Source organism: Rhodoferax sp. P1_F3 (assembly GCF_056405715.1).
In genome coordinates, this window is the sequence record NZ_JBFUBO010000011.1 from 42,845 (window position 1) to 67,644 (window position 24,800).

The following is a 24,800-nucleotide window of genomic DNA, read 5'->3' on the forward strand; positions in this document are numbered from 1 at the left end:
GCTTTGCTCTGTTCGGGCAAATGTTGTAGCAAGAAACTTTAGGAACTCATATGGCAATCGAACGTACTCTCTCCATCATCAAGCCCGACGCAGTTGCGAAGAACGTGATCGGTCAAATTTATGCACGCTTTGAAGCAGCTGGCCTGAAGGTTGTGGCTGCTCGCATGGCGCACCTGTCGCGCGGAGAAGCTGAAGCGTTTTACGCTGTGCACAAGGCACGTCCCTTCTTCAAGGACCTGGTGGACTTCATGATCTCCGGCCCCGTGATGATTCAAGCCCTGGAAGGCGAAAACGCGATCCTGAAGAACCGTGACCTGATGGGCGCGACCGACCCCAAGAAAGCAGCTGCTGGAACAATCCGTGCTGACTTCGCGGACAGCATTGACGCCAATGCCGTGCACGGTTCCGACGCCGCAGAAACCGCCGCTGTTGAAGTGTCGTTCTTCTTCCCCGGCATGAACGTTTACTCTCGCTAAGTTATGCAATGACGGCCAACCTGCTCGAATTTGATCTCGAGGGCTTGGCCGCCTTTTGTGAGCGGCTCGGGGAAAAGCGTTTCCGGGCCACCCAGCTGTTCCGTTGGATTCACCAAAGAGGGGCGGCTGATTTCGACACCATGAGTGACTTGGCCAAGTCGCTCCGGGAAAAGCTCAAGACCTGCGCCGAAATGCGGGCCCTGCCCGTGATCACGCAGCACATGTCCGCTGACGGCACGATCAAGTGGTTGTTCGACGTAGGGCAGGGCGATGCCGTTGAAGCGGTCTTCATTCCCGAGGATGACCGAGGCACTTTGTGCATTTCATCCCAGGCCGGATGCGCCGTGGGATGCCGATTTTGTTCTACGGGCCATCAGGGGTTCAGTCGCAACCTCACGACAGCGGAGATCGTTGCGCAGCTGTGGTTCGCCGAGCATTTTCTGCGCAAGCATTTGGGTGTCACCCAGCGGGTCATTTCGAATGTCGTGATGATGGGCATGGGCGAGCCGCTACAGAACTTCTCTGCCCTGGTCCCTGCTTTGCGCACCATGCTCAGTGACCATGCTTATGGCCTGTCGCGCCGCCGCGTAACGGTGTCTACCTCGGGCGTGGTTCCGATGATGGACCGTTTAGGCGCGGAGTGCCCGGTGGCTTTGGCGGTGTCTTTGCATGCGCCCAACGACGCACTACGTGATAGTTTGGTTCCGCTGAACAAGAAGTACCCCATTGCAGAGTTGCTGGACGCTTGCAGGCGTTATTTGGCCTTCGCGCCGCGTGACTTCATTACTTTCGAATACTGCATGCTGGATGGCGTGAATGACACGCCTGAACATGCCCGTGAATTGATTGCCTTGGTGCAGCCCGGCAAGCCTCAAGCCTTGCCATGCAAGTTCAATTTAATTCCTTTTAATCCCTTTCCGGCCTCAGGGTTGACCCGATCTCCTAACGCACGCGTTCAGACATTTTCCAAGATCCTTAGCGACGCGGGTATCGTAACCACGGTGCGCAAGACCCGTGGAGACGACATTGATGCCGCATGCGGCCAGCTTGCTGGTGACGTTAAAGATAGAACGGATGTCGCTAAGCGAATTTCCAAGCAACGAACCGTTATGCTGCATCCTGTTTTGGAGATTGCCTCCGTCGAAACGAAAAGGGATTTGGATGCCTAAGCTTGCTGGTCTGGTTGGGAAGTGCATACGCGGATTGCTTTGGTCCACGCTGGCTTTGCATGTGGTTTCTGGATTGGTGGGCTGTGCCGCGAACACCGCCGGTCCATCTGGCAATGCCGATCTCGTGACGGACTCGGACGAATCCGCGGCTCGTAAGCGTGCGCGTATTCGTCTGGAGCTTGCGGCGGGTTATTACAACAACGGGCAGACCAACATCGCTTTGGATGAGCTGAAGCAGTCCATCGCTGCCGATCCGAGTCTTTTCGAAGCGCACAACCTGCGTGGCTTGATCTACTTGCGGCTCAATGATATGGGCTTGGCTGAAGAGAGCTTTAAGCGGGCGCTGCAGATCAATCCTCAAGCGGGCACGGTGCAGCACAACTATGGCTGGTTGCTGTGCCAGCAGGGCCGTATGGCAGAGTCATACAAACAATTCGGCAATGCAATTGCAGACCCTACCTACACTGATCGTGCGAAATCGTGGATGGCGCTGGGCGTTTGCCAGGCTAAAGCCGGGCAGCGTAGTGAGGCAGAGAACAGCTTGATCCGTTCGTATGAACTGGATGCAGCGAGCCCTGTTACGGGCTACAACTTGGCACTGCTGCTGTTTCAGCGTGGGGAGTATGTGCGTGCGCAGTTTTATGTCCGTCGTATCAATAATGGTGATTACGCCAATGCCGAGTCGCTGTGGCTGGGCATCAAGATCGAGCGTCGCTTGGACAATCGCGAGGCTGTGTCGCAGTTGTCCGGGCAGTTGAAGAAACGTTTCCCTCAGTCCAAAGAGACAACCTTGCTGGAGCGCGGAGCATTCGATGAGTGATACACCTATGGCGGATGTTGCAGATGCGCAAGCGCCGACTGTTTCTCCTGTCTTGACCGCAGGTGCCATGCTGCGCGCTGCGAGAGAGTCTGCGGGTTTGCATGTCGCGGCCTTGGCCGTGTCAATGAAAGTGCCTGTCAAGAAGCTGGAGGCACTGGAGTCAGATCGCCTGGACCTCTTGCCAGATGCTGTCTTTGTGCGGGCCTTGGCCTCTAGCGTGTGTCGCAGCCTGAAGATTGACGCGGCTCCTGTGTTGGCTAAGTTGCCACAGAACGGTATCCCCCGTCTGGATACGGGGGAGCGGGGCATCAATGCGCCATTTCGGGCATCCGGAGATACCAGTGCCATATCGTTGCCGTCTTTTCTCAAGCGTCCCGCCGCGCTGGTGGTCGTGGCCTTGCTGGTGGCCGCCGTGGTGGTCGTGATGGTTCCTGAGTTTCAGATTGAGAAGGTAACGACTGCTGCGTCGGATGCCGTTGGTGCCGAACCGGTCAAAAACCCGCAAGCTGAGGCTATTGCACCTTCTGATATGCCAGCTCCTGCAGTCGCAGTGAATGCGCCCGCTGTGCCTGTGGCGGCAGAAGCAGTGCAAACCGGTACTCCCGCGCAGACACCAGCCCCAACGGCTGCTACTGTGGTGTCGGCAGTTGTTGCACCCACCCCTGTGGCAGAGACGGTCGTCGTCTCACCGACAGACATGGTGGTATTTCGTGTGCGGGGGCCTTCGTGGGTAGAGGTTACCGATGCCAAGGGCAGCGTACAGGTGCGCAGAATGCTGGCCCAAGGGGAGGTGGTCAAGGCCACGGGCGTGAGTCCCTTGACGGTGGTGGTCGGTCGTGCCGACCTGACCGATGTAGAAGTGCGCGGCAAGGCCTTCAATGTGGCTGCCATTGCTCGCGACAACGTTGCTCGATTTGAGGTGAAGTAGTGGAAGCGAATTCTCCGATTGCGCTGGCAGTGCCTAGCCAGCGACGCTCCTTGCAGTCCGTAGTGACCTGGGGAAGCCGCGTTGTTACGGTGGGTGGTGGTGCACCGGTGCGCGTCCAGTCCATGACCAACACCGACACCGTGGATGCCATTGGTACAGCGATCCAGGTCAAAGAGTTGGCCAATGCGGGTTCGGAGCTGGTTCGTATTACCGTCAATACGCCGGAAGCAGCGCAAGCCGTGCCCTATATTCGCGAGCAGTTGGATCGCATGGGAATTGATGTCCCCCTGATTGGGGATTTTCACTTCAACGGACATCGCCTGCTTACGGATTTTCCAGAGTGTGCCCAGGCGCTGTCCAAATACCGTATCAACCCTGGCAACGTAGGTAAGGGTGATAAGCGGGACAAGCAATTTTCCCAAATGATCGAAGCCGCGGTCCGTTGGGATAAACCTATTCGTATTGGCGTCAACTGGGGCAGTCTTGACCAGGAGTTGCTGGCGTCCTTGATGGACGAGAACGCCGCCCGTGCAACTCCATGGGATGCCAAGCAGGTGATGTACGAGGCCTTGATCACGTCGGCATTGGAGTCTGCGCAGCGCGCGCAGGAGCTGGGCATGCGGCCCGAGCAGATCATGCTTTCGTGCAAGGTCAGTGGTGTGCAAGATCTGATTGCGGTCTACCGCGAGCTGGGACGCCGCTCGCGCTACGCTTTGCATTTGGGTTTGACTGAAGCAGGAATGGGAACAAAAGGCACCGTGGCCTCAGCTGCGGCACTGTCTGTGTTGCTGCAGGAGGGCATTGGCGACACTATTCGTGTTTCTCTGACGCCTGCGCCTGGCGAAGCCCGTACCCAGGAGGTCGTTATCGCCTCGGAAATCATCCAGGCTTTGGGGCTGCGCACGTTCGTTCCCAGTGTGACTGCCTGCCCTGGATGTGGCCGCACTACCAGCACGACGTTTCAAGAGTTGACCAAGCAGATTGATGATTTTTTGCGGGAGAAGATGCCAATCTGGCGTTCCGCCTACCCGGGCGTTGAACACTTGAAGGTGGCCGTCATGGGCTGCATTGTCAATGGACCTGGCGAGAGCAAGCATGCGGACATTGGCATCAGCCTGCCCGGTACGGGTGAAGCGCCATCTGCTCCTGTGTACATTGATGGCGCAAAACGTATGACCTTGCGCGGCGATGCGATTGCCACCGAATTTCAAGCGGTGGTTGAAGATTACATTCAGCGGCGTTTTGCGTCCGCAGAATCCAATTCCTGATTCAAAAACTTATGGTTGACAAGATCGCTCCACGCAAGGTGGAGAAACTCGTTGGTGTGAAGGGGATGAATGACATTCTGCCTCCGGATTCTGCGCGTTGGGAAGCGCTTGAGGCCACGGTGCGCGAATTGATGTCGCGTTATGCCTACCGCAATATTCGCACCCCTATCCTTGAGCAGACTGCGCTTTTTGTGCGTGGCATTGGTGAAGTAACGGACATTGTCGAGAAGGAGATGTATTCCTTTGAAGACCGCTCCGACAAGCACGGACAGGCCGAGCACCTGAGCATGCGTCCCGAAGGAACTGCGGCTGTGGTGCGTGCCGTGATCGAGAGTAACTTGCTCTACGACGGCGGCAAGCGTCTGTTTTACATGGGGCCAATGTTTCGCCGCGAAAAGCCGCAACGCGGGCGCTATCGCCAGTTCCACCAGGTAGGTGTCGAAGCCCTGGGCTTTGCCGGCCCGGACACCGATGCAGAGGTGATCTTGCTGGCCATTTCGCTATGGAAGGCTATCGGTCTGACCGACGTGCGGCTGGAACTCAATAGTTTGGGCCAACCCGCAGAGCGGGCACAACATCGGGCACAACTCATTGCATATTTTGAGAAGCATGCCGACATTCTGGATGAAGATGCTAGGCGTCGGCTGCACAGCAACCCGTTGCGCATCCTTGACACTAAGAACCCCGCCATGCAGGAGATGGTCGCGGCGGCACCGCGCTTGCTGGATTTTCTCGGCGCTGAGTCGCTGGCGCATTTTGAAGGTCTGAAGGCTATCCTCGATGCGAACGATGTCACTTACACCATCAACCCGCGCCTAGTGCGGGGCCTTGACTACTACAACTTGACGGTCTTTGAATTCGTTACTGACCGCTTGGGCTCTCAGGGCACGGTGTGTGCTGGTGGCCGCTACGACGATCTAATCGTCCAGATTGGCGGCAAGGCAGCGCCGGCCGTGGGCTGGGCCCTGGGCATTGAGCGCGTGCTCGAATTGCTGAAAGAACAGGGCTCTGCCGTATCTACATGCGTGCCGGATGCGTATGCCATCATTTCCGAAGCTACTGACCTTCCGCAGGTCATGCGTCACCTGCAGGCGCTACGGTCGCTGGGAGTATCGGTGCAAATGCACACTTCGGGCCCAGAGGGCATGGCCAGTTTCAAATCGCAGTTCAAGCGCGCGGATGCCTCTGGCGCCCGCTTCGCTTTGGTGTTTGGTTCCGATGAAATGCGTCAAGGCCAGGTGACCATCAAGCCCCTGCGGGAGGCAAGCCAAACGCAGGTCGCCCAGCCGCTGGAGCAAATTGAACAATGGGCCAAGAGCCTACAATCCCCCGCTTAATTGAGATTGATATGGCAAACCACTTAGACCTTGAAGAACAAGAGCAGCTAGACCAGCTCAAACATTTCTGGAAACAGTATGGCAACCTCATCACGGGTATTTTGATACTGGTGCTGGGTGCTTTGGCCGCTTGGAATGGTTACCAGTACTGGCAGCAAAAGCAGGCGACACAAGCGGCCGCGATGTTTGATGAAGTTGAGAAGGTCGTGCGCAGTGGCGATGTAGCCCAAGCTGAGCGAGCTTTTGGTGATATGAAGCAGCGTTTTGGTTCTGCAGTCTATACACCGCAGGCAGGTTTGCTGGTCGCGAAGATGGCGTATCTGTCTAGCAAACCCGAAATCGCGCAGAACGTGCTGGGGTGGGTGGCGGAGAATAAGGCCGATGAGGGGTACGCCGCCGTTGCCAAGTTGCGCTTGGCAGGTATGCGCCTGGAGGCCAAAGCCTATGACGAATCTCTCAAACTGTTGGATGGCGCTTTCCCAACCGAGTTCGCGTCTCTGGTAGCAGATCGCAAGGGGGATGTGTTGGCAGCTCAGGGTAAAAATACAGAGGCAATCGCCTTGTACCAAAAGGCCTATCTGGGCTTTGATGCCCAGTCTGAATACCGCCGAATGGTACTGGTCAAACTGAATGCGTTGGGCGCCACCGCAGGTGATGCAACCTGATGTCGCGGCCTGTCGTGACCCGCTGGATCGCCGTTTTATTGGGGGCGCTGTCTATGGTGCTGTGCGGTTGCGCGGGGCCTTCCAAGCCTGTGCCCGCTGAGTTGGGGCCCAACGCTGCTTTGCTGGGCGTCAAGCCTGCTTGGGCTGCCAATATTGGCGCCATCAATGCTCCTACAGAGTTACGGGTGGTTGGCAACACGCTGTTTCTTGCATCTTCCAGCGGTCGTGTGGTGGCGTTGAATGGTGAAACCGGGGCGCAGGTGTGGCAAGCGGAATTGGCCGCATCGGTGGTGACGGGCGTAGGCAGTGACGGTCACTACGCTGCCGTGGTGACAGACCAGGGTGAATTGATTGCTCTAGAAGCCGGGCAGATCATTTGGCGCCAACGTTTAGGGGCCGCAGCATTGACAACCCCTCTAGTGGCTGGCGAGCGTGTGTTTTCACTCTCGGCCGACCGCACTATTACCGCTTTTGATGCGGCTACCGGTCGCAAGCTGTGGCAACAGCAACGCGGTTCTGACGCATTGGTGCTGGGGCAAGCAGGGGTGCTGATACCGGTTGGCGATACCTTGGTGGTAGGCATTGGTGGTCGCTTGGTGGGCATGAACCCCCAATCAGGTAGTGTGCGCTGGGAGGCACCTGTGGCTGTGAGCCGCGGAACCAACGAGGTTGAGCGGCTGGTGGATCTCTCTGCCGGCGTGAGCCGTGTGGGCAACAGCGTGTGTGTGCGGGCTTTTCAGTCCGTGGTCGGCTGCGTGGACGCCGCAACAGGCAAAGTGGCGTGGACGAAACCGGCGGTTGGCAGTACGGGGTTGGGCGGCGACGACAGCGTTTTGGTTGGCTCAGAGAACGATGGAAAAGTAGTGGCTTGGCGGCGTGCCGATGGCGAGCGCCTCTGGTCCTCTGAGAGCCTGCGTTGGCGCGGTTTGACCGCGCCCGTGCTGCTGGGCCAAAGCATTGTGGTGGGGGATAGTTTGGGCTTGCTGCATTTCTTGGCACGCCAAGATGCGGCTCCTCTGAACCGCCTGAGCACGGATGGTTCGCCCATCATGGCCTCGCCCGCGCTGGTTGGAAAAACATTGATTGCCGTAACGCAAAAAGGCGGCGTTTTTGCGTACCGCCCTGAATAATTAAAAAAGGGCATTTTCCATGAAACCTGTTATCGCGCTGGTCGGTCGTCCGAACGTCGGCAAATCCACGTTGTTCAATCGGCTTACCAAAACCCGGGACGCTATCGTGGCCGATTTCGCGGGGTTGACACGCGACCGCCATTACGGCAACGGCAAGCAGGGCAAGCACGAATACATCGTTATTGACACCGGTGGCTTCGAGCCGGACGCCAGTTCTGGCATCTACAAGGAAATGGCCAAGCAGACGCGACAGGCGGTTGCGGAGGCAGACGTGGTGGTGTTTGTTGTGGACGCGAGGGGCGGTGTATCCGCCCAAGACTACGACATCGGCAAGTACCTGCGTAAGCTAGGTAAACCCTGCTTGGTGATCGCCAACAAGGCCGAGGGCATGAAAGATGGCGCTCAGCTGTCCGAGTTTTTTGAGCTGGGGCTGGGCGAAGTGTTTCCGGTATCCGCCGCCCATGGACAAGGCATTCGTTCCTTGGTCGACATGGCGTTGGCGCTTCTGAATTGGACGGTGCCTGAGGATGCTGCAGAAGATGCTGATCCTGCCGTTATCAAACTCGCCGTAGCAGGGCGCCCGAATGTAGGCAAATCCACCCTGATCAACACTTGGTTGGGTGAGGAGCGGTTGGTGGCATTTGATATGCCCGGCACCACGCGGGACGCGATTTCGGTACCTTTTGAACGCAACGGGCAGCGCTTTGAACTGATTGACACTGCAGGTTTGCGCCGCAAAGGCAAGGTCTTTGAGGCGATTGAAAAATTCTCCGTCGTGAAAACTCTGCAGGCCATTGAATCTGCGAGCGTGGTCTTGCTTTTGATCGATGCGATCCAAGGCGTGACTGACCAGGATGCGCACATCGCAGGCTACATCCTGGAGTCGGGACGGGCTGTGGTGGTGGCGATCAACAAATGGGATGCGGTCGATGAATACCAGCGTGAGCTGGTCAAGCGCTCCATTGAGACGCGATTGGGCTTTCTCAAGTTTGCGGCCTTGCACATGATCTCTGCGCACAAGCGCCAGGGCCTCGGTCCGGTATGGGATTCCATTGCGCAAGCCCATCGCTCTGCCAACTGCAAAATGCCGACACCAGTGCTCACGCGCTTGTTGCTCGAAGCAGTGCAATTTCAGACGCCCAAGAAAACTGGGGTGTACCGCCCCAAACTCCGTTACGCGCACCAGGGCGGTATGAATCCGCCCATCATTGTGGTGCATGGCAATTCGCTGGAGCATGTGACCGAGACCTACAAGCGCTTTCTGGAAGGGCGTTTCCGAAAGGAGTTCGATTTGGTGGGCACGCCCCTCAAAATCCAGATGAAATCCTCGGAGAACCCTTACGCGGACAAAGACTAGCGCCCATTAGGCGGACAAGTAGCCTTTTGCCCCCCGGGTTACCACGGTTGCGCTCAGCGCATGTCCAATGCTGTGGTATGGTCGAGGCCTCTTCATTTTTTGAACACGGAGAATATCGTGAACAACAAAGGTCAACTCCTACAAGACCCGTTCCTCAACGCCTTGCGTCGGGAACACGTGCCGGTCTCCATTTACTTGGTGAACGGCATCAAACTTCAGGGACAGATTGAATCGTTCGACCAGTACGTCGTGTTGCTGCGCAACACGGTGACACAAATGGTCTACAAGCACGCCATCTCCACCATCGTTCCAGGCCGCGCAGTGAATCTTGCTGCGGCCACGGCAGACGACGCTGGCGCTGCCTAATTCTGCGGGCCTGGTGGCCCGTAGCTGTTTGATCGGCCAGATCCGCTTTTGACCAATCGCACTGATTTACCCATCGCCCCCACCATCTTGGTTGGGGTGGACTTGGGTGTTCCCAATTTCGACGGCGAACTCGAAGAACTGGGCCTACTGGCACAAACCGCCGGGTTGAGCCCTGTGGCGCGCATCACCTGCAAACGCCGGGCACCCGACGCGGCGTTGTTCGTCGGGTCCGGAAAAGCCGATGAAATCAAGATGTTGGCCCAGCAACTGGGTGCCCAGGAAATCCTGTTTGACCAGTCGCTCAGCCCTGGCCAGCAGCGCAATCTGGAACGCCACCTCGAGCTTCCAGTCAATGACCGCACCTTTCTGATTCTGGAGATATTCGCCCAGCGTGCGCGCAGCCATGAAGGCAAGTTGCAGGTGGAGTTGGCGCGCCTGCAGTACCTCAGCACACGCCTGGTCCGCCGCTGGTCTCACTTGGAGCGCCAAACGGGTGGTGCCGGGGTGCGTGGGGGCCCAGGTGAAAAGCAAATTGAGCTGGACCGCCGCATGATCAGCGAAACGATCAAACGTACCAAAGAACGTTTGACCAAGGTCAAGCGCCAACGCCAAACCCAGCGCAGGCAGCGTGAGCGACGAGATGCCTTCAATATCTCCCTGATTGGCTATACCAACGCGGGTAAATCGACGTTGTTCAATGCGTTGGTCAAAGCGCGTGCCTACGCGGCCGATCAGCTGTTTGCCACACTGGACACCACCACGCGCCAGCTCTACCTGGGTGATGCGCAGCGCTCGGTCTCTCTGTCGGATACGGTGGGGTTCATTCGTGATTTGCCGCACGGCTTGGTCGATGCCTTTCAGGCCACGCTGCAAGAGGCGATTGACGCCGATTTGCTGTTGCACGTGGTAGACGCATCCAATCCTAATTTCCCGGAGCAGATTGCCCAGGTGCAGGCTGTGCTGGCAGAGATTGGTGCAGACCACATTCCCCAGCTACTTGTCTTCAACAAGATCGATGCCCTGGATGCGGAGCACAAACCCTTGCGCTTGGAAGATGAATACGAGGTCAATGGCGTGCAAACCCCGCGGGTGTTTGTCAGCGCGCGGGACAACAAGGGCATGCCTTTGTTGCGCCAGCGCTTGGCGCAAATGGCTGCGTTGCCAGTGGAGGCAGACCTTTCGCCAGCGTATGTCCCTGATCCGTCTGGGGACGGTGATTAGTTAGGCACAATCGTCAGCAGTTGTATGCGAGACAAAACCATGAAAATTCCTACGCTTTCCCTCCAGGGGCTTCGTCGCCCGCAGTGGATGCGCCATATGTTCAACCTCAACGATTCGCGTTGGGGCCGAGGTGAGGACAAGCAGCCGGAGGGCGAGGGCGTGGAGCCACCGGTATCCCCCCCTGAAGCCAGCAAGCCCAGCACGGGGCCGCAATCAGGTCACCGGGGTGCTGCCCAATCGGGCCCACCAGATTTGGACGAGTTGTGGCGCGACTTCAACCGCAAGCTCGGCGGCTTGTTCGGTGGTGGCGCTAAGCCCCAAGGCACAGGCAACGGTGGCAATGGCGGCGGATTTCAGCCAGACATGAAGAGTGCCGGTATTGGCATTGGCCTGATCGTTGGCGTGTTGTTGCTGATCTGGCTGGGTACCGGCTTTTTCATCGTGCAAGAAGGCCAGCAGGCCGTGATCACCCAGTTTGGCAAGTACAAGTCCACCGTCAATGCTGGCTTCAACTGGCGCTTGCCCTACCCGATTGAAAAGCATGAGTTGGTGTTTGTGAGCCAAATCCGTTCGGTGGATGTGGGCCGTGATGTGGTCTTGAAGGCGACCGGCCTCAAAGAGTCCGCCATGCTGACCGAAGACGAAAACATTCTGGACATCAAGTTTGCGGTGCAATACCGCCTGAGCGATGCCCGTGCTTTTTTGTTTGAAAGCAAGAAGCCCGATGAGGCTGTTGTGCAGGCCGCAGAAACCGCGGTGCGTGAAGTGTTGGGCAAGATGAAGATGGACGCAGCCCTTTCCGAGGAGCGTGACCAGATTGCGCCGCGTGTACGCGCCCTGATGCAGACTATTCTGGACCGCTACAAGGTGGGTGTGGAAGTGGTCGGTATCAACTTGCAGCAGGGCGGTGTGCGTCCGCCCGAGCAGGTACAAGCCTCGTTTGACGATGTGCTCAAGGCGGGCCAGGAACGCGAGCGTTCCAAGAACGAAGCCCAGGCCTATGCCAATGACGTGGTGCCCCGTGCCGTGGGTTCCGCTTCGCGCCTGAAGGAAGAAGCCGATGCCTATAAAGCTCGTGTGGTGGCCCAGGCCCAGGGCGATGCACAGCGCTTCCGCTCGGTCTACACCGAATACCAAAAGGCGCCACAGGTCACGCGTGACCGCATGTACCTGGACACCATGCAACAAATCTATGGCAACGTGACCAAGGTGCTGGTGGAGTCTCGCCAGGGCGGCAACATGCTGTATTTGCCGTTGGACAAGGTTTTGCAGATGAATGGGACCCAAGCGCCTGCGGCGGATGCTGGCACAGCCGCAACCACGACCGCTCCTGCCACTGCCCCAGCAGTGACCATTTTGAACAACGATGCACGCAGCCGGGATGCTTCGCGCACCCGTGACCGCGATTCGCGCTAGGAACTGACCATGAACCGGATCGGACTTATCTTTTCTTCGTTGCTGGTGGTGTTGGCGCTGGCCAGCTCTACGCTGTTTGTAGTGGACCAGCGCCAGTTTGGCGTGGTCTATGCCTTGGGCCAAATCAAGGAAGTCATCACGGAGCCAGGCCTCAACTTCAAGCTGCCGCCGCCGTTCCAAAATGTCTCGTACATCGACAAGCGCCTGCTGACGCTGGACAGCACCGATGCCGAGCCCATGCTGACTGCAGAAAAGCAACGCGTGGTGATCGACTGGTATGTGCGTTGGCGCATCAGCGAGCCTACCGAGTACATCCGCAATGTGGGCCTGAACGAAAGTGCCGGTGCCAGCCAGCTCAACCGCGTGGTGCGCAATGCCTTTCAGGAAGAGATCAACAAGCGCACGGTGAAAGAACTGCTGTCGTTGAAGCGCGAAGCGCTGATGGCTGACGTGAAAGCCGAAGTGCTCGACAAGGTGCGTGGTGCCAAGCCTTGGGGTGTGGATGTGGTGGATGTGCGCATCACCCGCGTGGACTATGTGGAAGCCATCACCGAGTCGGTCTACCGCCGCATGGAGGCCGAGCGCAAGCGCGTAGCCAACGAGCTCCGTTCCACCGGAGCGGCTGAGGGTGAAAAAATCCGCGCGGATGCGGACCGCCAGCGCGAGATCGCCATTGCCAATGCCTACCGCGAGGCCCAAAAGATCAAGGGTGAGGGCGATGCCGAGGCTGCACGCATTTATGCCGAGGCGTTTGGCAAAGACCCGCAGTTCGCGCAGTTCTACCGCAGCCTGGAAGCCTACAAGACCAGCTTTGCCAACAAGAGCGATGTGATGGTGCTGGATCCCAGCTCTTCTGAATTTTTCAAGGTATTTCGCAATGGCGGCGGCGCAACGGCCGCAGCCAAGAAGTAGGCCTTGAGCGCTGACGCGTTCTGGCTGGCGCTGGCCCTGGTGTTGGTGATAGAGGGTCTGTTCCCGTTTATCTCCCCCACCGGGTGGCGCCGCATGTTTACGCAGCTGCTGCAGCTGCAGGATGGGCAGATCCGATTCTTCGGTTTGCTCAGCATCTTGGCGGGTTTGATCACGATTTGGTGGCTCACGCCCTGAAAACCGGGCCTCAAGCCCGGTAAAATCGCTGTTTTAACAGCCCCCACTAATTCCATGTCTGCTTGGGTCCTGCCGGATCACATTGCCGATGTGTTGCCGTCTGAAGCGCGCCACATCGAAGAAATACGTCGAGACCTGCTGGACATGGCGCGCTGCTATGGCTATGAGCTGGTCATGCCCCCTATGCTGGAACACCTGGAGTCTTTGTTGTCGGGGACCGGTGAGGCGCTGGACCTGCAAACCTTCAAATTGGTGGACCAGCTTTCGGGCCGCACCATGGGGCTGCGGGCTGATAGCACACCACAGGCGGCCCGCATCGACGCCCATTTGCTGAACCGCCAGGGCGTGACCCGCCTCTGCTATTGCGGCCCGGTGTTGCACACGCGTCCTGCAGTGCCACACGCCACGCGCGAACCCTTGCAGTTTGGCGCCGAAATCTATGGCCACTCTGGCCTGGAAGCCGATCTAGAAATTTTGACGCTGACCCTGGATGCCCTGAAGACCGCCCAAGTGGGTGCGCTCACGGTGGACATGGCGGATGCGCGCATCGTGGCAGCCCTGTTGGCCCAATCGGGCCTGGACGCCGCGCAGCAGGTGCTGGTGCACGCCGCCCTGGCTGCCAAAGACTGCAGCGAATTGGCTTTGCTGGTGAAGAGCTGCCCCGAAGCGATTGCCCAAGGCCTGTTGGCGCTGGTCGATCTTTACGGTGGCGAACAGGTGCTGGAGCATGCTCGCAAGGTCTTGCCCCCTTTGCCCGCGATTCACGAAGCGCTGGACCATTTGAAATGGCTGGCGGGCCACCTAGAAGGCGTGCGCGTGTCGTTTGATCTGGCGGATCTGCGTGGCTACGCCTATTACACCGGTGTGCGCTTTTCTGTCTATGCCGCCGGTGCCAGCGATGCGCTGGCTCGCGGTGGCCGCTATGACGAGGTGGGTTCGGTGTTTGGCCGCAAGCGCCCGGCAGTTGGGTTCAGCCTGGACGTGAAAGTTCTGGTCGGCGCCGCTGCTGTGCGCCCCTTGCGTGCGGCCATCCGTGCGCCTTGGGGGGAGGCGGCTGCACTGCGCACCGCCATTGCCCAACTGCGCCAGCAGGGCGAGACGGTGGTGTGTGTGCTGCCAGGGCATGAGAGTGAAGTCGATGAGTTTCAGTGCGACCGCGAATTGGTGCAAGCCGCCGGTCAGTGGGTCGTAACAGCAATTTAAAGCAGAGCGAAATGAATACAACCAAAGGTCGAAATGTAGTGGTCGTGGGCACCCAGTGGGGCGACGAGGGCAAGGGCAAGCTGGTCGATTGGCTCACCGAAAGTGCACAAGGCGTGGTGCGTTTTCAGGGCGGCCACAACGCGGGCCACACCTTGGTCATCAACGGCGTGAAAACCGCCTTGCACCTGATCCCCAGCGGCATCATGCGTCCCGGCGTGAAGTGCTACATCGGCAATGGTGTGGTGCTGTCGGCCGCCAAGTTGTTTGAAGAAATTGAAGGGCTGGAAAAAGTGGGTGTGGAACTGCGCTCGCGCCTGCGCATCAGCGAAGCGTGCCCGCTGATTTTGCCGTTCCACGCGGCGCTGGATGTGGCCCGTGAAGCCGCACGTGAGAAGGGCGGCAACGCCAAGATCGGCACCACTGGCCGCGGCATTGGCCCAGCCTACGAAGACAAGATTGCCCGCCGCGCCCTGCGCGTGCAGGACCTGAAATACCCAGAGCGCTTTGCCACCAAACTGCGTGAGCTGCTGGACCTGCATAACCATGTGCTGACCAGCTACCTGGGTTCTGCCGCGTTTGATTTTGGTCCCACGCTGGCGCCCTACATGAAGGACGGCCAAGTACTGTTTGAGCCCGTGTACGCGGAAGCCATGCGCCACGCCGAGCTGCTCAAGCCCATGATGGCTGACGTGTCGCGCGAGCTCAATGAAGCCAACCTCCATGGTGCAAATTTGTTGTTTGAAGGTGCACAGGGCACGCTTCTGGACGTGGACCACGGCACCTACCCCTATGTGACGTCGAGCAACTGTGTGGCCGGCAATGCCGCTGCGGGTTCTGGTGTGGGGCCGGGCATGCTGCACTACATCCTGGGTATTACCAAGGCCTATTGCACCCGCGTGGGTGGCGGCCCTTTCCCTACCGAGCTGGACTGGGAAGTGGAGGGCACACCCGGCTACCACATGAGCACCGTGGGTGCCGAAAAGGGCGTGACCACCGGCCGTTCGCGTCGCTGCGGCTGGTTTGACGCCGCCTTGCTCAAGCGCTCTGCCCAGGTCAACGGTTTGTCCGGCCTGTGCATCACCAAGCTGGATGTGCTGGACGGCCTGAAAGAACTGCTGCTGTGCACCGGCTACGAACTGGACGGTGAAGTGGTCGACATCCTGCCCATGGGCGCCGATGACATTTCACGCTGCAAGCCAATTTACGAAACCATGGAAGGCTGGAGCGACAGCACCGTGGGTGTGACGCAGTACGACAAGCTGCCCGTGGCAGCACGCCTGTATTTGCAGCGTATCGAGCAGGTCACCGGCGTGCCTATCCACATGGTGTCTACCAGCCCGGACCGCGACCACACCATCATGATGAAGCACCCCTACCTGGCCGAGTGATCGCCTGGTTTTAAGTCAAATAGACCTCTAGCCCCCGTGAATATTGCGCAAGCAGCTACCAATTTAGGAGCATCCTGATGTTGACAGAAGACGGCAAGCACCTGTATGTGAGCTACGACGAGTACCACAACCTGATTGAAAAACTAGCGATCAAGATTTTTCAGTCGGGTTGGGAGTTCGACACCATCCTGTGCCTGGCCCGTGGCGGCATGCGCCCCGGCGACATCTTGTCGCGTGTATTTGACAAGCCTCTGGCCATCATGTCCACCAGCTCTTACCGTGCCGAAGCCGGTACGCAGCAGGGCAATCTGGACATCGCCCGCTTCATCACCACGCCCAAGGGCGAGATCGCCGGCCGCGTGCTGTTGGTGGACGACCTGGCTGATTCGGGCCACACGCTGAACGCGGTGATTCACCAGCTCAAGAACAACTACAAGCCTATCAGCGAGCTGCGCAGCGCCGTGATCTGGACCAAGGCCCTGAGCACCTTCACGCCCGATTACTCGGTCGAGTTCCTACCTACCAACCCCTGGATCCACCAGCCCTTCGAGGGCTATGACTCGCTGCGCCCTCAGCAATTGATCCAAAAATGGTCCGTGTGAGGTTGGTCTGATGGCGCATCCCACCACCAGCCTCATTCACCACCCCTACGTTCCGCCGGAAGGCTTTGAGGCACCGCAGCCTGGCGTCTTCAAGGCATCCACCGTCTTCTTCCCCACCGTGGCCGCCATGCGCAGCCGCGAGTGGAAAGACAAGACCGCCTACACCTACGGCCTCCACGGCACGCCCACCAGCTACGCGCTGGAAGAGCGCCTGGCCACGCTGGAAGGCGGCACGCAGTGCCTGCTGGTTCCTAGTGGGCTGGCGGCGCTGGGCCTTGTCGCGCTGTCGCTGCTCAAGAGTGGCGACGAGGTGCTGCTGCCCGACAACGCCTACGGCCCCAACAAATCCCTGGTGGAAGGCGAGTTGATGGGCTGGGGCATCACGCACCAGTACTACAACCCCATGGACCCCGAGGACCTGGAGGCGCAAATCTCCAGCCGCACCAAACTGGTTTGGCTGGAGGCCGCAGGTTCGGTGTCACTGGAGTTTCCCGATCTGGTGGAGATGGTGCGCATCTGCCAGCGCCGCAAGGTGCTGACTGCGCTGGACAACACCTGGGGCGCAGGCTTGGCGTTTGCGCCATTTGACCTGGTGCCCGGCGCCAGCCCTGCGGTGGGGGTCGATATCTCGGCCCACGCGCTGACCAAGTACCCAAGCGGCGGTGGCGATGTGCTCATGGGCAGCGTGATCACGCGAGATGCCGGCCTGCACCTCAAGCTCAAGCTGACCCACATGCGCTTTGGCATTGGCGTGGGTATGAACGATGTAGAGCTGGTTCTTCGTTCTTTGCCCAGCATCGCATTGCGCTACCGTGCCCACGATGTGGCTGCGCGCGAGCTGGCGGCCTGGGCGCAAACCCAACCCGAGTTTGTGCAGGTGTTGCACCCGGCACTCGAAGAATCGCCTGGCCACGCCCATTGGAAAGCCTTGTGCAGCGATGCCGAGGGCCGTGCGGCAGGGCTGTTCAGCGTAATTCTGGAGGCCCGCTTCAGCCAGGCGCAAACGGATGCGTTTTGTGACGCACTGCAGCTGTTCCGACTGGGCTACAGCTGGGGCGGTCCCATCAGCCTGGTGGTGCCCTATGAGCTGGAAACCATGCGCTCGGGCTGGCCGGCGCATTTGCTGCCGGGGACGCTGGTGCGCTTCTCTGTGGGTCTGGAAGCCGTGGCCGATCTGCAGGGTGACATCGCGCGCGCGCTGCAGGTCTTGCGCTGAAGGTTCGCGCGATCACCGCGCGTTTTCCTGAATAGGCAAAGTCCCATGGTCTGGGTAGGCTGTGGGCACTTATGCAGACCCCTTTGCCAGAAACCGAACCGTATTTCCCGCCGCCCTCAACGGCGCCGCGCAAAACCATTGTCCGTTTGAATGGGGGGCAGCCCTTGGTGTGGTTGCGCAAGGGCGCTGCCGACCTGGTGGCCCACCCCGGGATAGCCGCGTTTTACGGCGTAGCGTTTTGCCTGATGGCGGTGGTGCTCACGGCGGTTTTCCACTCCAAACCCGAATACACCCTGTCGATTGCCTCGGGCTGTCTGCTGCTGGGCCCATTTCTGGCCATGGGCCTGTACGAGGTCAGCCGCCGCCGCGAGTTGGGTGTTGCCTCAGAGCTCGGCGCCTCGATCACCTGCTGGGATCGCCATCTGGGCAGCATGGGACTGTTGGTGCTGGTATTGGTGGTGCTCGAATTGTTGTGGGGCCGGGCGTCGCTGGTGGTGTTTGCGGTGTTCTTTAACACCGGCATGCCGTCGACCACGGGCGTGGTGCAAGCCATCTTCAACCCGGACAACTGGGAGTTTGTCGTCGCCTATGCGCTGGTGGGTGGAGCCTTTGCCATGCTGGTGTTTGCCATAGCGGTGGTGTCCATTCCCATGATTTTGGACCGAGGCACCGACGCCATCTCGGCCGCCATCACCAGCCTGGAGGTGGTGTTTCACAATACGGCGGTGATGCTGCTTTGGGGCGCCATCCTGACCACTTTGATTGTGCTGGCCATGCTGGTGCCCTGGAGCTTGGGGTTGCTGGTGGTAGGGCCCTGGCTGGGGCACGCCAGCTGGCACGCGTACCGTGGCGCGGTGCAATGGCCTGCATGCACCGAGCAGGGCCCTGTGGCCTGACAAATCACGCGTAAAGGGCATGTGCAAGGCAGGGATGGCGCACCAAGGTGGTAAAGTGCCCCCAACATACTGAAAGCACACCTTGGCAACACCCAATTACGGTTACGAAAAGCGTCAGAAAGAACTGGCCAAGCGCAAGAAAAAAGAAGAAAAACTCAAGAGCAAGGCCGAGCGCAAACTCACGGGTGACGCGCCTGAGAATGACGAGCCTGATGCCGAGTCTGGTATTCCTGCCGAAGGCAACGCTGCCGGCGAAGCCTCCTGAGCGGCACCTACTGAACGCTCTGCCCGTTTAGTCCTGCATCCCCATCTGCACATTTGCTAGGGCGCCAAGAGCGCCCGGGCCAGTTCACGCATCGCCTCGGCGGAGCGGTTGCTGGCAGTGATGCTGCGCGCGCCGCTGTAGTGGCGGAAGTGGTTCTGCATGGACTTGAGGTAGCTTGGGTCGTAGTGCTGGGTCAGCAGGTCTTGCACCACGGGGCGGAAGTTGCCGGCCAGCACCTGGTCTTTCCAGCCCTGCACCACTGCCTTGCCACGGAATTCGGCCATCACATCCAGCCGCTGGCAAAAGTAGGTGGTGTCGTGCACCAGGTGGCTGTAGTCCTCCAGCAGCAGCTCTATGCGCTCTTCGGTGGGCAGGCTCAGCTGCAGGCAGGGGCTGGCGTGCATGCGCTCCACCAGGGCCATGGGCAGGGTCAGGTTGCCAATTTTCTTGCTCTCACTCTCCACGTACACCGGGCGCGTGGCGTCGAAGCGGCGCAGCGTGTTCCACACCAGCGTGTCAAAGCGCTTTTGCGTGGGCTGGGGCAGGCCGGGCACCGCGCCCAACAGGGAACTGCGGTGGTTGGCCAGGCCTTCCAGGTCCAGCACCTGGGCGCCCTCAGCTGCCAGGGCGTGCAGCAGCCGCGTCTTGCCGCAGCCCGTGGTGCCGCACACCACCTCCAGCTGCAGCCGCTGCGCCTGCTGCGGAATGTCTTCCAGCATGGCGGCACGAAAGGCTTTGTAACCGCCTTCGACCAGCGTGACCTTGAAGCCAATCTGGTCCAGCACCAGGCTGAGTGAGCCACTGCGCTGGCCGCCGCGCCAGCAGTAGGCCAGTGGCGCCCAGTGCTTGGGCTTGTCCAGTGCGTGGGCTTCGATGTTGCTGGCGATGTTGCGCGCCGCAACGACACCGCCCAGCTTGCGCGCCTCAAACGGGCTGACCTGTTTGTACAGGGTGCCGATGGTGATGCGCTCGTCGTCGTGCAGCGTGGGCCAGTTTTGCGCACCGGGCAGGTGGTCCAGCGCGTACTCGCCTTCGCTACGCGCGTCGATCACCGCGTCAAACTGGTCCAGTTGGGCCAGGGCCTGGGCAGCGGCCATCAATTTCAAACTCATGGGCAGGCCTAGCGCAACAAGGTGCGCAGCGTGGGCCACACCGTGTTGAGGATGGTGGGATGCGCCTCTTCCTTGGGGTGGATACGGTCGGCCTGGAATAGCTGTGTGGCATTGGGCCCATCCGCGATGCCTTTGAGCAAGAAGGGCACCAGCGCCGCCTTGTTGGCCTTGGCCACGGTGGCAAAGGTGTCGCTGAAACGCTTGGTGTAGTCCTGCCCATAGTTGGGGGGCACCTGCATGCCGGCCAGCAGCACCTTGGCACCGGCAGCTTGGGCTGCCTGGGTCATGGCTTGCAGGTTGTCTTGGGTCATGGCCAGGGGCAGGCCGCGTAGTGCGTCGTTACCGCCCAGCTCGATCACCACCACGGTGGGATGGTGCTGGGCCAGCAGCGCAGGCAGGCGTGAGCGGCCGCCAGAAGTGGTGTCGCCGCTGATGCTGGCGTTGACCACCTTGGCATCTTGTTTTTCCTGGGCCAGGCGTTTTTCCAGCAGGGCCACCCAGCCGGTGCCACGTTTGAGGCCGTATTCGGCGCTCAGCGAATCACCCACCACCACGATGGTGGCCGGCGTGGGCGCGGCGGCCAAGGCGGGCAGGGCACAAGCCCCTGCGAATCCCGCCAAAATAAGCAGCGCGCTACAGTGTCGTCGAACTACAGAGAGTCCCATGTCAGATCCCATCATTTCGGTAGAGCATGTTTTCAAGGCGGTGACCGATTCCACCGGCACGCTGGAGATTCTGCGCGATATTGATTTTGCACTCAAAGCCCGCGAGACCGCGGCCATCGTCGGAGCATCCGGGTCGGGCAAGAGCACATTGCTCTCCATCATCGCCGGGCTGGACACGCCCACGCGCGGCACCGTGCGGCTGGCGGGCCACGATCTGTTTGCCATCGACGAAGATGCCCGCGCCGCGTTGCGCGCGCGCCAGGTGGGCTTCGTGTTCCAGAGCTTCCAGTTGCTGGGCAACCTCACGGCGCTGGAAAACGTGATGCTGCCCCTGGAGCTGGACGGTCGCAAGGACGCCCGCAGCGCGGCCACCGAGATGCTGGCCCGCGTGGGCCTGGCCCAGCGCCTGAACTCCTACCCCAAGGTGCTGAGTGGCGGCGAGCAGCAGCGCGTGGCACTGGCCCGTGCCTTTGTGGTCAAGCCCGCCGTGCTGCTGGCCGATGAGCCCACGGGCAGCCTGGACTTCGCCACCGGCGAAAAGATCATGGAGCTGATGTTTGACCTGAACCGCGAGCAGGGCACGACCCTGGTGCTGGTGACGCACGACCGCGCCATTGCCGCGCGCTGCGACCGCCGCATCACGATTGAGGCCGGCAAGGTGCTGGCCGAGCTGCCAGCCTGAGTTTTTAAGCAAAATGGGCCGCTAGCCCCCGTCAATAGTGCGCGAGCAGCTATTGAAACCATAGCGGTCTAGTACATCAGCCGCTCGGGGTGGATTTCTTGCAGGATGGTGGTGGAGATCTCTTCGATGGACTTGGTGGTGGTGGACAGCCAGCGGATGCCGGTGCGCCGCATCATGGCCTCGGCCTCGCTGACTTCCATGCGGCAGTTCTCAATGGAGGCGTATTTGGAGTTGGGGCGCCGCTCATTGCGGATCTCGGAGAGGCGCTCGGGCTGAATCGTCAGGCCAAAGATCTTGGCCTTGTGCGGCACCAGCGCAGGGGGCAGCTGGCGGCGCTCAAAGTCTTCGGGGATCAGCGGGTAGTTGGACGCCTTCAGGCCGTACTGCATGGCCAGGTAGAGCGAGGTGGGGGTTTTGCCGCTGCGGCTCACGCCCACCAGAATCACATCGCTTTGTTCCAGATCGCGGTTGCTTTGGCCGTCGTCGTGCGCCAGCGAGAAGTTGATCGCCTCGATGCGGTCCTGGTACTCCTTGCTCTTGCTGGCGTCGCTGAAGCGGCCAATGCGGTGGTGGGACTTGATCTGCAGCTCGTTTTCCAGCGGGTTCACAAACATGCCAAACATGTCCAACAGCATGCCCTGGCAGCCCTCCTGGATGACCTTGAGCACCTCCATGTTCACCAGCGTGGTGAACACAATGGGTTTGTTGCCATCCACCACCCCGGTGTGGTTGATCTGGCGTACCGCCTGGTAGGCCTTGTCGGCCGTGTCCACAAAGGGCAGGCGCACGTGGCGGGCCTTCAACTCGAACTGCGCCAGGATGGCGTTGCCAAAGGTCTCGGCGGTGATGCCGGTGCCGTCAGATATGAAAAATACGGTGCGTTGGTGCATGGTGGATGGGTCCAGGGTGTCAGTGATTTGCAAGCGCGCCCGGATTTTCAGTAGTCTTACCTAGTGCCCACGCCACCTACAATCACCACAATTTAGCGCATTTGGTAACCGCTTCGTAATTCCATAAAAGCAACAACAGAAAACGAACGGTCGTGCGCTGCGGCAGGCGGGTGAGGTTTCCCCGTGGGGCCACGTAAAGGTTTTAACTTCTGGAGCATTCCTATGTCTAATCTTTTCAACCCGACCGACCTGGTCGTCCCCTTCGAGCTGCTGCGCATGGCCGATGTGGACTCTGTGGGGGGCAAAAACGCCAGCCTGGGGGAGATGATTTCCCAGCTACCGCAGGGCGTAAAAGTGCCTACGGGTTTTGCCACCACGGCACATGCCTTCCGCCAGTTTCTGGCCCACGCCGGCCTGGCCGACAAAATCAGCGCCAAACTCAAGAACCTGGATACCGAAGACGTGCGCGCTCTGGCCGTCGTGGGAGCCGAAATCCGCGCCATGGTCGAGGCCCAGCCTTTCCCTGCGGACCTGGAAAAAGCCATCCGTGACGCTTTTGTCACCCTGTCGGGCGGAAACGCCCAAGCCAGCTTTGCCGTGCGTTCCTCCGCCACGGCCGAAGATTTGCCCGATGCCTCCTTCGCGGGCCAGCAGGAAACCTTCCTCAACGTGGTCGGCATCGAGGACGTGCTGCACAAGATGAAAGAGGTGTTTGCCAGCCTCTACAACGACCGCGCCATCAGCTACCGCGTGCACAAGGGCTTCGCCCATGACGTGGTGGCCCTCAGTGCGGGCGTTCAGCGCATGGTGCGCTCCGACCTGGGCGCAGCAGGGGTGATGTTCACCATCGACACTGAGTCCGGCTTTGACCAGGTGGTGTTCATCACCAGCAGCTACGGCCTGGGTGAAACCGTGGTGCAGGGCGCTGTGAACCCGGACGAGTTTTACGTGCACAAGCCCATGCTCAAGGCTGGCAAGCGCGCGCTGATCCGCCGCAACCTGGGCTCCAAGCTGCTGCAAATGGTGTTCACCTCGCCTGAAGAAAAGGCCGCCGGCGGCAAGCTGGTCAAAACCACCGATGTGCCCACCGAGCTGCGCAACCGCTATTCGCTGACCGATGCCGATGTGGAGCAACTTGCCCGTTATGCGCTGGTGATTGAAGACCATTACGGCCGCCCCATGGACATCGAGTGGGGTAAGGACGGTATCGACGGCGAGCTTTACATCCTGCAGGCCCGCCCTGAAACGGTGAAGAGCCAGGCCGGCAACCAGGCCGAGTACCGCTACAAGCTCAAGGGCAAAGGCGCGGTGCTGGTGGAAGGCCGTGCGATTGGCCAGAAGATTGGCACCGGCCCGGTGCGCATCGTGCACAACATCAACGAGATGGACCAGGTGCAGGCCGGTGACATTTTGGTGACTGACATGACCGACCCCAACTGGGAACCCGTCATGAAGCGCGCCAGCGCCATCGTGACCAACCGCGGCGGTCGCACCTGCCACGCCGCCATCATTGCGCGCGAGCTGGGTATTCCGGCCGTGGTGGGCTGTGGCAACGCCACCGACCTGCTCAAGGACGGCATGTTGGTGACGGTGAGCTGCGCTGAGGGCGATACGGGCTTCATCTACGACGGCCTGCTGGAAACTGAAGTGTCTGAGGTGCAGCGCGGCGAGATGCCCGAGATCCCGGTCAAGATCATGATGAACGTGGGCAACCCCCAGCTGGCGTTTGACTTTTGCCAGTTGCCCAACCAGGGCGTGGGCCTGGCGCGGCTGGAGTTCATCATCAACAACAACATTGGCGTGCACCCCAAGGCCATTCTGGACTACCCCAACATCGATAGCGACCTGAAAAAGGCGGTCGAGTCGGTGGCCCGCGGCCATGCATCCCCCCGTGCGTTTTATGTGGACCGCGTGGCCGAAGGTGTGGCCACCATTGCCGCAGCGTTCTGGCCCAAGCCCGTCATCGTGCGTCTTTCGGACTTCAAAAGCAACGAGTACCGCAAGCTCATTGGCGGCAGCCGCTACGAGCCCGAGGAAGAGAACCCCATGCTGGGCTTCCGCGGCGCCGTGCGTTACACCAGCACCGAGTTTGGTGAGGCCTTTGCCATGGAGTGCGAGGCGCTTAAGCGCGTGCGCAACGACATGGGCTTGACCAATGTGCAAGTCATGGTGCCCTTTGTGCGCACCCTGGGCCAGGCCAAAAAGGTCACAGAGCTGCTGGGCCGCCACGGCCTGCGCCGCGGCGAGGACGAACTCAAGCTGGTCATGATGTGCGAGATCCCCAGTAACGCCATCCTGGCAGACCAGTTCCTCGAGTACTTCGACGGCTTCTCCATCGGCTCCAACGACCTGACCCAGCTCACGTTGGGCCTGGACCGTGACTCGGGCCTGGAGCTGCTAGCGGCCGACTTTGACGAGCGTGACCCTGCGGTCAAGGCGCTGATCACGCTGGCCATTGACGCCTGCAAGCGCCAGGGCAAGTACATCGGTATCTGCGGTCAAGGCCCCAGCGACCACCCTGACTTCGCGCAGTGGCTGGAGCAGCAGGGCATCTCGTCGATCTCCTTGAACCCGGACTCGGTCGTCGCGACCTGGCAGCAGCTCGCCAACCAATGACGCGT

Annotated in this window: 25 protein-coding genes; 22 read left to right on the forward strand and 3 right to left on the reverse strand. The window is 59.9% G+C overall.

All coding sequences use genetic code 11. The features are described 5' to 3' along the window. Window positions 1-50: 50 nt before the first annotated feature. The 20 genes from ndk to AC1DZ5_RS17270 all read left to right on the forward strand — a co-directional run bounded on the left by ndk (window position 51) and on the right by AC1DZ5_RS17270 (window position 18,830). Window positions 51-476, forward strand: coding sequence for a nucleoside-diphosphate kinase (gene ndk, locus AC1DZ5_RS17175; RefSeq protein WP_310339571.1), 426 nt, complete (start codon window positions 51-53; stop codon window positions 474-476). 8 nt (window positions 477-484) lie between these two features. After that, the gene (rlmN, locus tag AC1DZ5_RS17180) at window positions 485-1,645 is read left to right on the forward strand and encodes a dual-specificity RNA methyltransferase RlmN (RefSeq protein ID WP_310339570.1); all 1,161 of its coding nucleotides are present in this window, start codon (window positions 485-487) and stop codon (window positions 1,643-1,645) included. Then, a complete protein-coding gene (gene pilW, locus AC1DZ5_RS17185) occupies window positions 1,638-2,465 on the forward strand; it encodes a type IV pilus biogenesis/stability protein PilW (protein WP_477891244.1) in 828 nt (275 codons plus the stop codon). The genes rlmN and pilW overlap by 8 nt, the downstream gene beginning before the upstream one ends. Continuing rightward, the gene (locus AC1DZ5_RS17190) at window positions 2,458-3,393 is read left to right on the forward strand and encodes a helix-turn-helix domain-containing protein (protein WP_477891246.1); all 936 of its coding nucleotides are present in this window, start codon (window positions 2,458-2,460) and stop codon (window positions 3,391-3,393) included. The genes pilW and AC1DZ5_RS17190 overlap by 8 nt, the downstream gene beginning before the upstream one ends. Then, on the forward strand, window positions 3,393-4,661 hold the full coding sequence (ispG, locus tag AC1DZ5_RS17195; RefSeq protein WP_477891248.1) for a flavodoxin-dependent (E)-4-hydroxy-3-methylbut-2-enyl-diphosphate synthase: 1,269 nt from the start codon (window positions 3,393-3,395) through the stop codon (window positions 4,659-4,661). The genes AC1DZ5_RS17190 and ispG overlap by 1 nt, the downstream gene beginning before the upstream one ends. 11 nt (window positions 4,662-4,672) lie before the next feature. Further along, the gene (gene hisS / locus AC1DZ5_RS17200) at window positions 4,673-5,998 is read left to right on the forward strand and encodes a histidine--tRNA ligase (protein ID WP_477891250.1); all 1,326 of its coding nucleotides are present in this window, start codon (window positions 4,673-4,675) and stop codon (window positions 5,996-5,998) included. Between the two features lie 11 nt (window positions 5,999-6,009). Then, entirely contained in the window at window positions 6,010-6,663 is a 654-nt protein-coding gene (locus AC1DZ5_RS17205) for a YfgM family protein (protein ID WP_477891252.1), read from the forward strand. After that, window positions 6,663-7,793, forward strand: coding sequence for an outer membrane protein assembly factor BamB (gene bamB, locus AC1DZ5_RS17210; RefSeq protein WP_477891254.1), 1,131 nt, complete (start codon window positions 6,663-6,665; stop codon window positions 7,791-7,793). The genes AC1DZ5_RS17205 and bamB overlap by 1 nt, the downstream gene beginning before the upstream one ends. A gap of 19 nt (window positions 7,794-7,812) precedes the next feature. Further along, the gene (der, locus tag AC1DZ5_RS17215; RefSeq protein WP_477891256.1) at window positions 7,813-9,150 is read left to right on the forward strand and encodes a ribosome biogenesis GTPase Der; all 1,338 of its coding nucleotides are present in this window, start codon (window positions 7,813-7,815) and stop codon (window positions 9,148-9,150) included. Window positions 9,151-9,267: 117 nt separating this feature from the next. Further along, entirely contained in the window at window positions 9,268-9,516 is a 249-nt protein-coding gene (gene hfq, locus AC1DZ5_RS17220; RefSeq protein ID WP_409034242.1) for an RNA chaperone Hfq, read from the forward strand. Between the two features lie 48 nt (window positions 9,517-9,564). Next, the gene (hflX, locus tag AC1DZ5_RS17225; protein ID WP_477891259.1) at window positions 9,565-10,737 is read left to right on the forward strand and encodes a GTPase HflX; all 1,173 of its coding nucleotides are present in this window, start codon (window positions 9,565-9,567) and stop codon (window positions 10,735-10,737) included. A 39-nt stretch (window positions 10,738-10,776) separates the two neighbouring features. After that, window positions 10,777-12,153, forward strand: a complete 1,377-nt coding sequence (gene hflK / locus AC1DZ5_RS17230) for an FtsH protease activity modulator HflK (protein WP_477891261.1) — start codon at window positions 10,777-10,779, stop codon at window positions 12,151-12,153. 9 nt (window positions 12,154-12,162) lie between these two features. Further along, window positions 12,163-13,065 (forward strand): protease modulator HflC, encoded by a 903-nt coding sequence (gene hflC / locus AC1DZ5_RS17235; protein ID WP_310339556.1) that lies wholly within the window; start codon window positions 12,163-12,165, stop codon window positions 13,063-13,065. A 3-nt stretch (window positions 13,066-13,068) separates the two neighbouring features. Next, a complete protein-coding gene (locus tag AC1DZ5_RS17240; RefSeq protein WP_477891263.1) occupies window positions 13,069-13,260 on the forward strand; it encodes a DUF2065 domain-containing protein in 192 nt (63 codons plus the stop codon). Window positions 13,261-13,314: 54 nt separating this feature from the next. Beyond that, entirely contained in the window at window positions 13,315-14,463 is a 1,149-nt protein-coding gene (locus AC1DZ5_RS17245) for an ATP phosphoribosyltransferase regulatory subunit (protein WP_477891265.1), read from the forward strand. A gap of 11 nt (window positions 14,464-14,474) precedes the next feature. Beyond that, complete coding sequence (locus tag AC1DZ5_RS17250) at window positions 14,475-15,851, forward strand: adenylosuccinate synthase (protein ID WP_477891267.1); 1,377 nt, start codon at window positions 14,475-14,477, stop codon at window positions 15,849-15,851. Window positions 15,852-15,928: 77 nt separating this feature from the next. Next, the gene (locus tag AC1DZ5_RS17255) at window positions 15,929-16,453 is read left to right on the forward strand and encodes a phosphoribosyltransferase (protein WP_310339551.1); all 525 of its coding nucleotides are present in this window, start codon (window positions 15,929-15,931) and stop codon (window positions 16,451-16,453) included. A gap of 10 nt (window positions 16,454-16,463) precedes the next feature. Then, window positions 16,464-17,669 (forward strand): PLP-dependent transferase, encoded by a 1,206-nt coding sequence (locus AC1DZ5_RS17260; protein WP_477891270.1) that lies wholly within the window; start codon window positions 16,464-16,466, stop codon window positions 17,667-17,669. A 71-nt stretch (window positions 17,670-17,740) separates the two neighbouring features. Further along, window positions 17,741-18,565, forward strand: coding sequence for a DUF2189 domain-containing protein (locus tag AC1DZ5_RS17265; protein WP_477891272.1), 825 nt, complete (start codon window positions 17,741-17,743; stop codon window positions 18,563-18,565). A gap of 82 nt (window positions 18,566-18,647) precedes the next feature. After that, window positions 18,648-18,830, forward strand: a complete 183-nt coding sequence (locus AC1DZ5_RS17270; RefSeq protein WP_477891274.1) for a hypothetical protein — start codon at window positions 18,648-18,650, stop codon at window positions 18,828-18,830. A 56-nt stretch (window positions 18,831-18,886) separates the two neighbouring features. On the opposite strand, the gene mnmH is transcribed toward AC1DZ5_RS17270, so the two are convergent. Then, a complete protein-coding gene (gene mnmH, locus AC1DZ5_RS17275; protein WP_477891276.1) occupies window positions 18,887-19,942 on the reverse strand; it encodes a tRNA 2-selenouridine(34) synthase MnmH in 1,056 nt (351 codons plus the stop codon). An 8-nt stretch (window positions 19,943-19,950) separates the two neighbouring features. After that, the gene (locus tag AC1DZ5_RS17280; protein ID WP_477891278.1) at window positions 19,951-20,607 is read right to left on the reverse strand and encodes an arylesterase; all 657 of its coding nucleotides are present in this window, start codon (window positions 20,605-20,607) and stop codon (window positions 19,951-19,953) included. On the opposite strand from AC1DZ5_RS17280, the gene AC1DZ5_RS17285 reads away from it, so the two are divergent. Further along, window positions 20,606-21,289, forward strand: coding sequence for an ABC transporter ATP-binding protein (locus AC1DZ5_RS17285; RefSeq protein ID WP_310339544.1), 684 nt, complete (start codon window positions 20,606-20,608; stop codon window positions 21,287-21,289). The two genes, AC1DZ5_RS17280 and AC1DZ5_RS17285, sit on opposite strands and share 2 nt — an antisense overlap. 68 nt (window positions 21,290-21,357) lie before the next feature. On the opposite strand, the gene ppsR is transcribed toward AC1DZ5_RS17285, so the two are convergent. Beyond that, window positions 21,358-22,179 (reverse strand): posphoenolpyruvate synthetase regulatory kinase/phosphorylase PpsR, encoded by an 822-nt coding sequence (gene ppsR, locus AC1DZ5_RS17290; RefSeq protein WP_310339542.1) that lies wholly within the window; start codon window positions 22,177-22,179, stop codon window positions 21,358-21,360. A gap of 222 nt (window positions 22,180-22,401) precedes the next feature. Between ppsR and ppsA the strand changes: the two genes are divergently transcribed. Beyond that, the gene (gene ppsA / locus AC1DZ5_RS17295; RefSeq protein WP_477891281.1) at window positions 22,402-24,795 is read left to right on the forward strand and encodes a phosphoenolpyruvate synthase; all 2,394 of its coding nucleotides are present in this window, start codon (window positions 22,402-22,404) and stop codon (window positions 24,793-24,795) included. Window positions 24,796-24,800 lie beyond the last annotated feature (5 nt).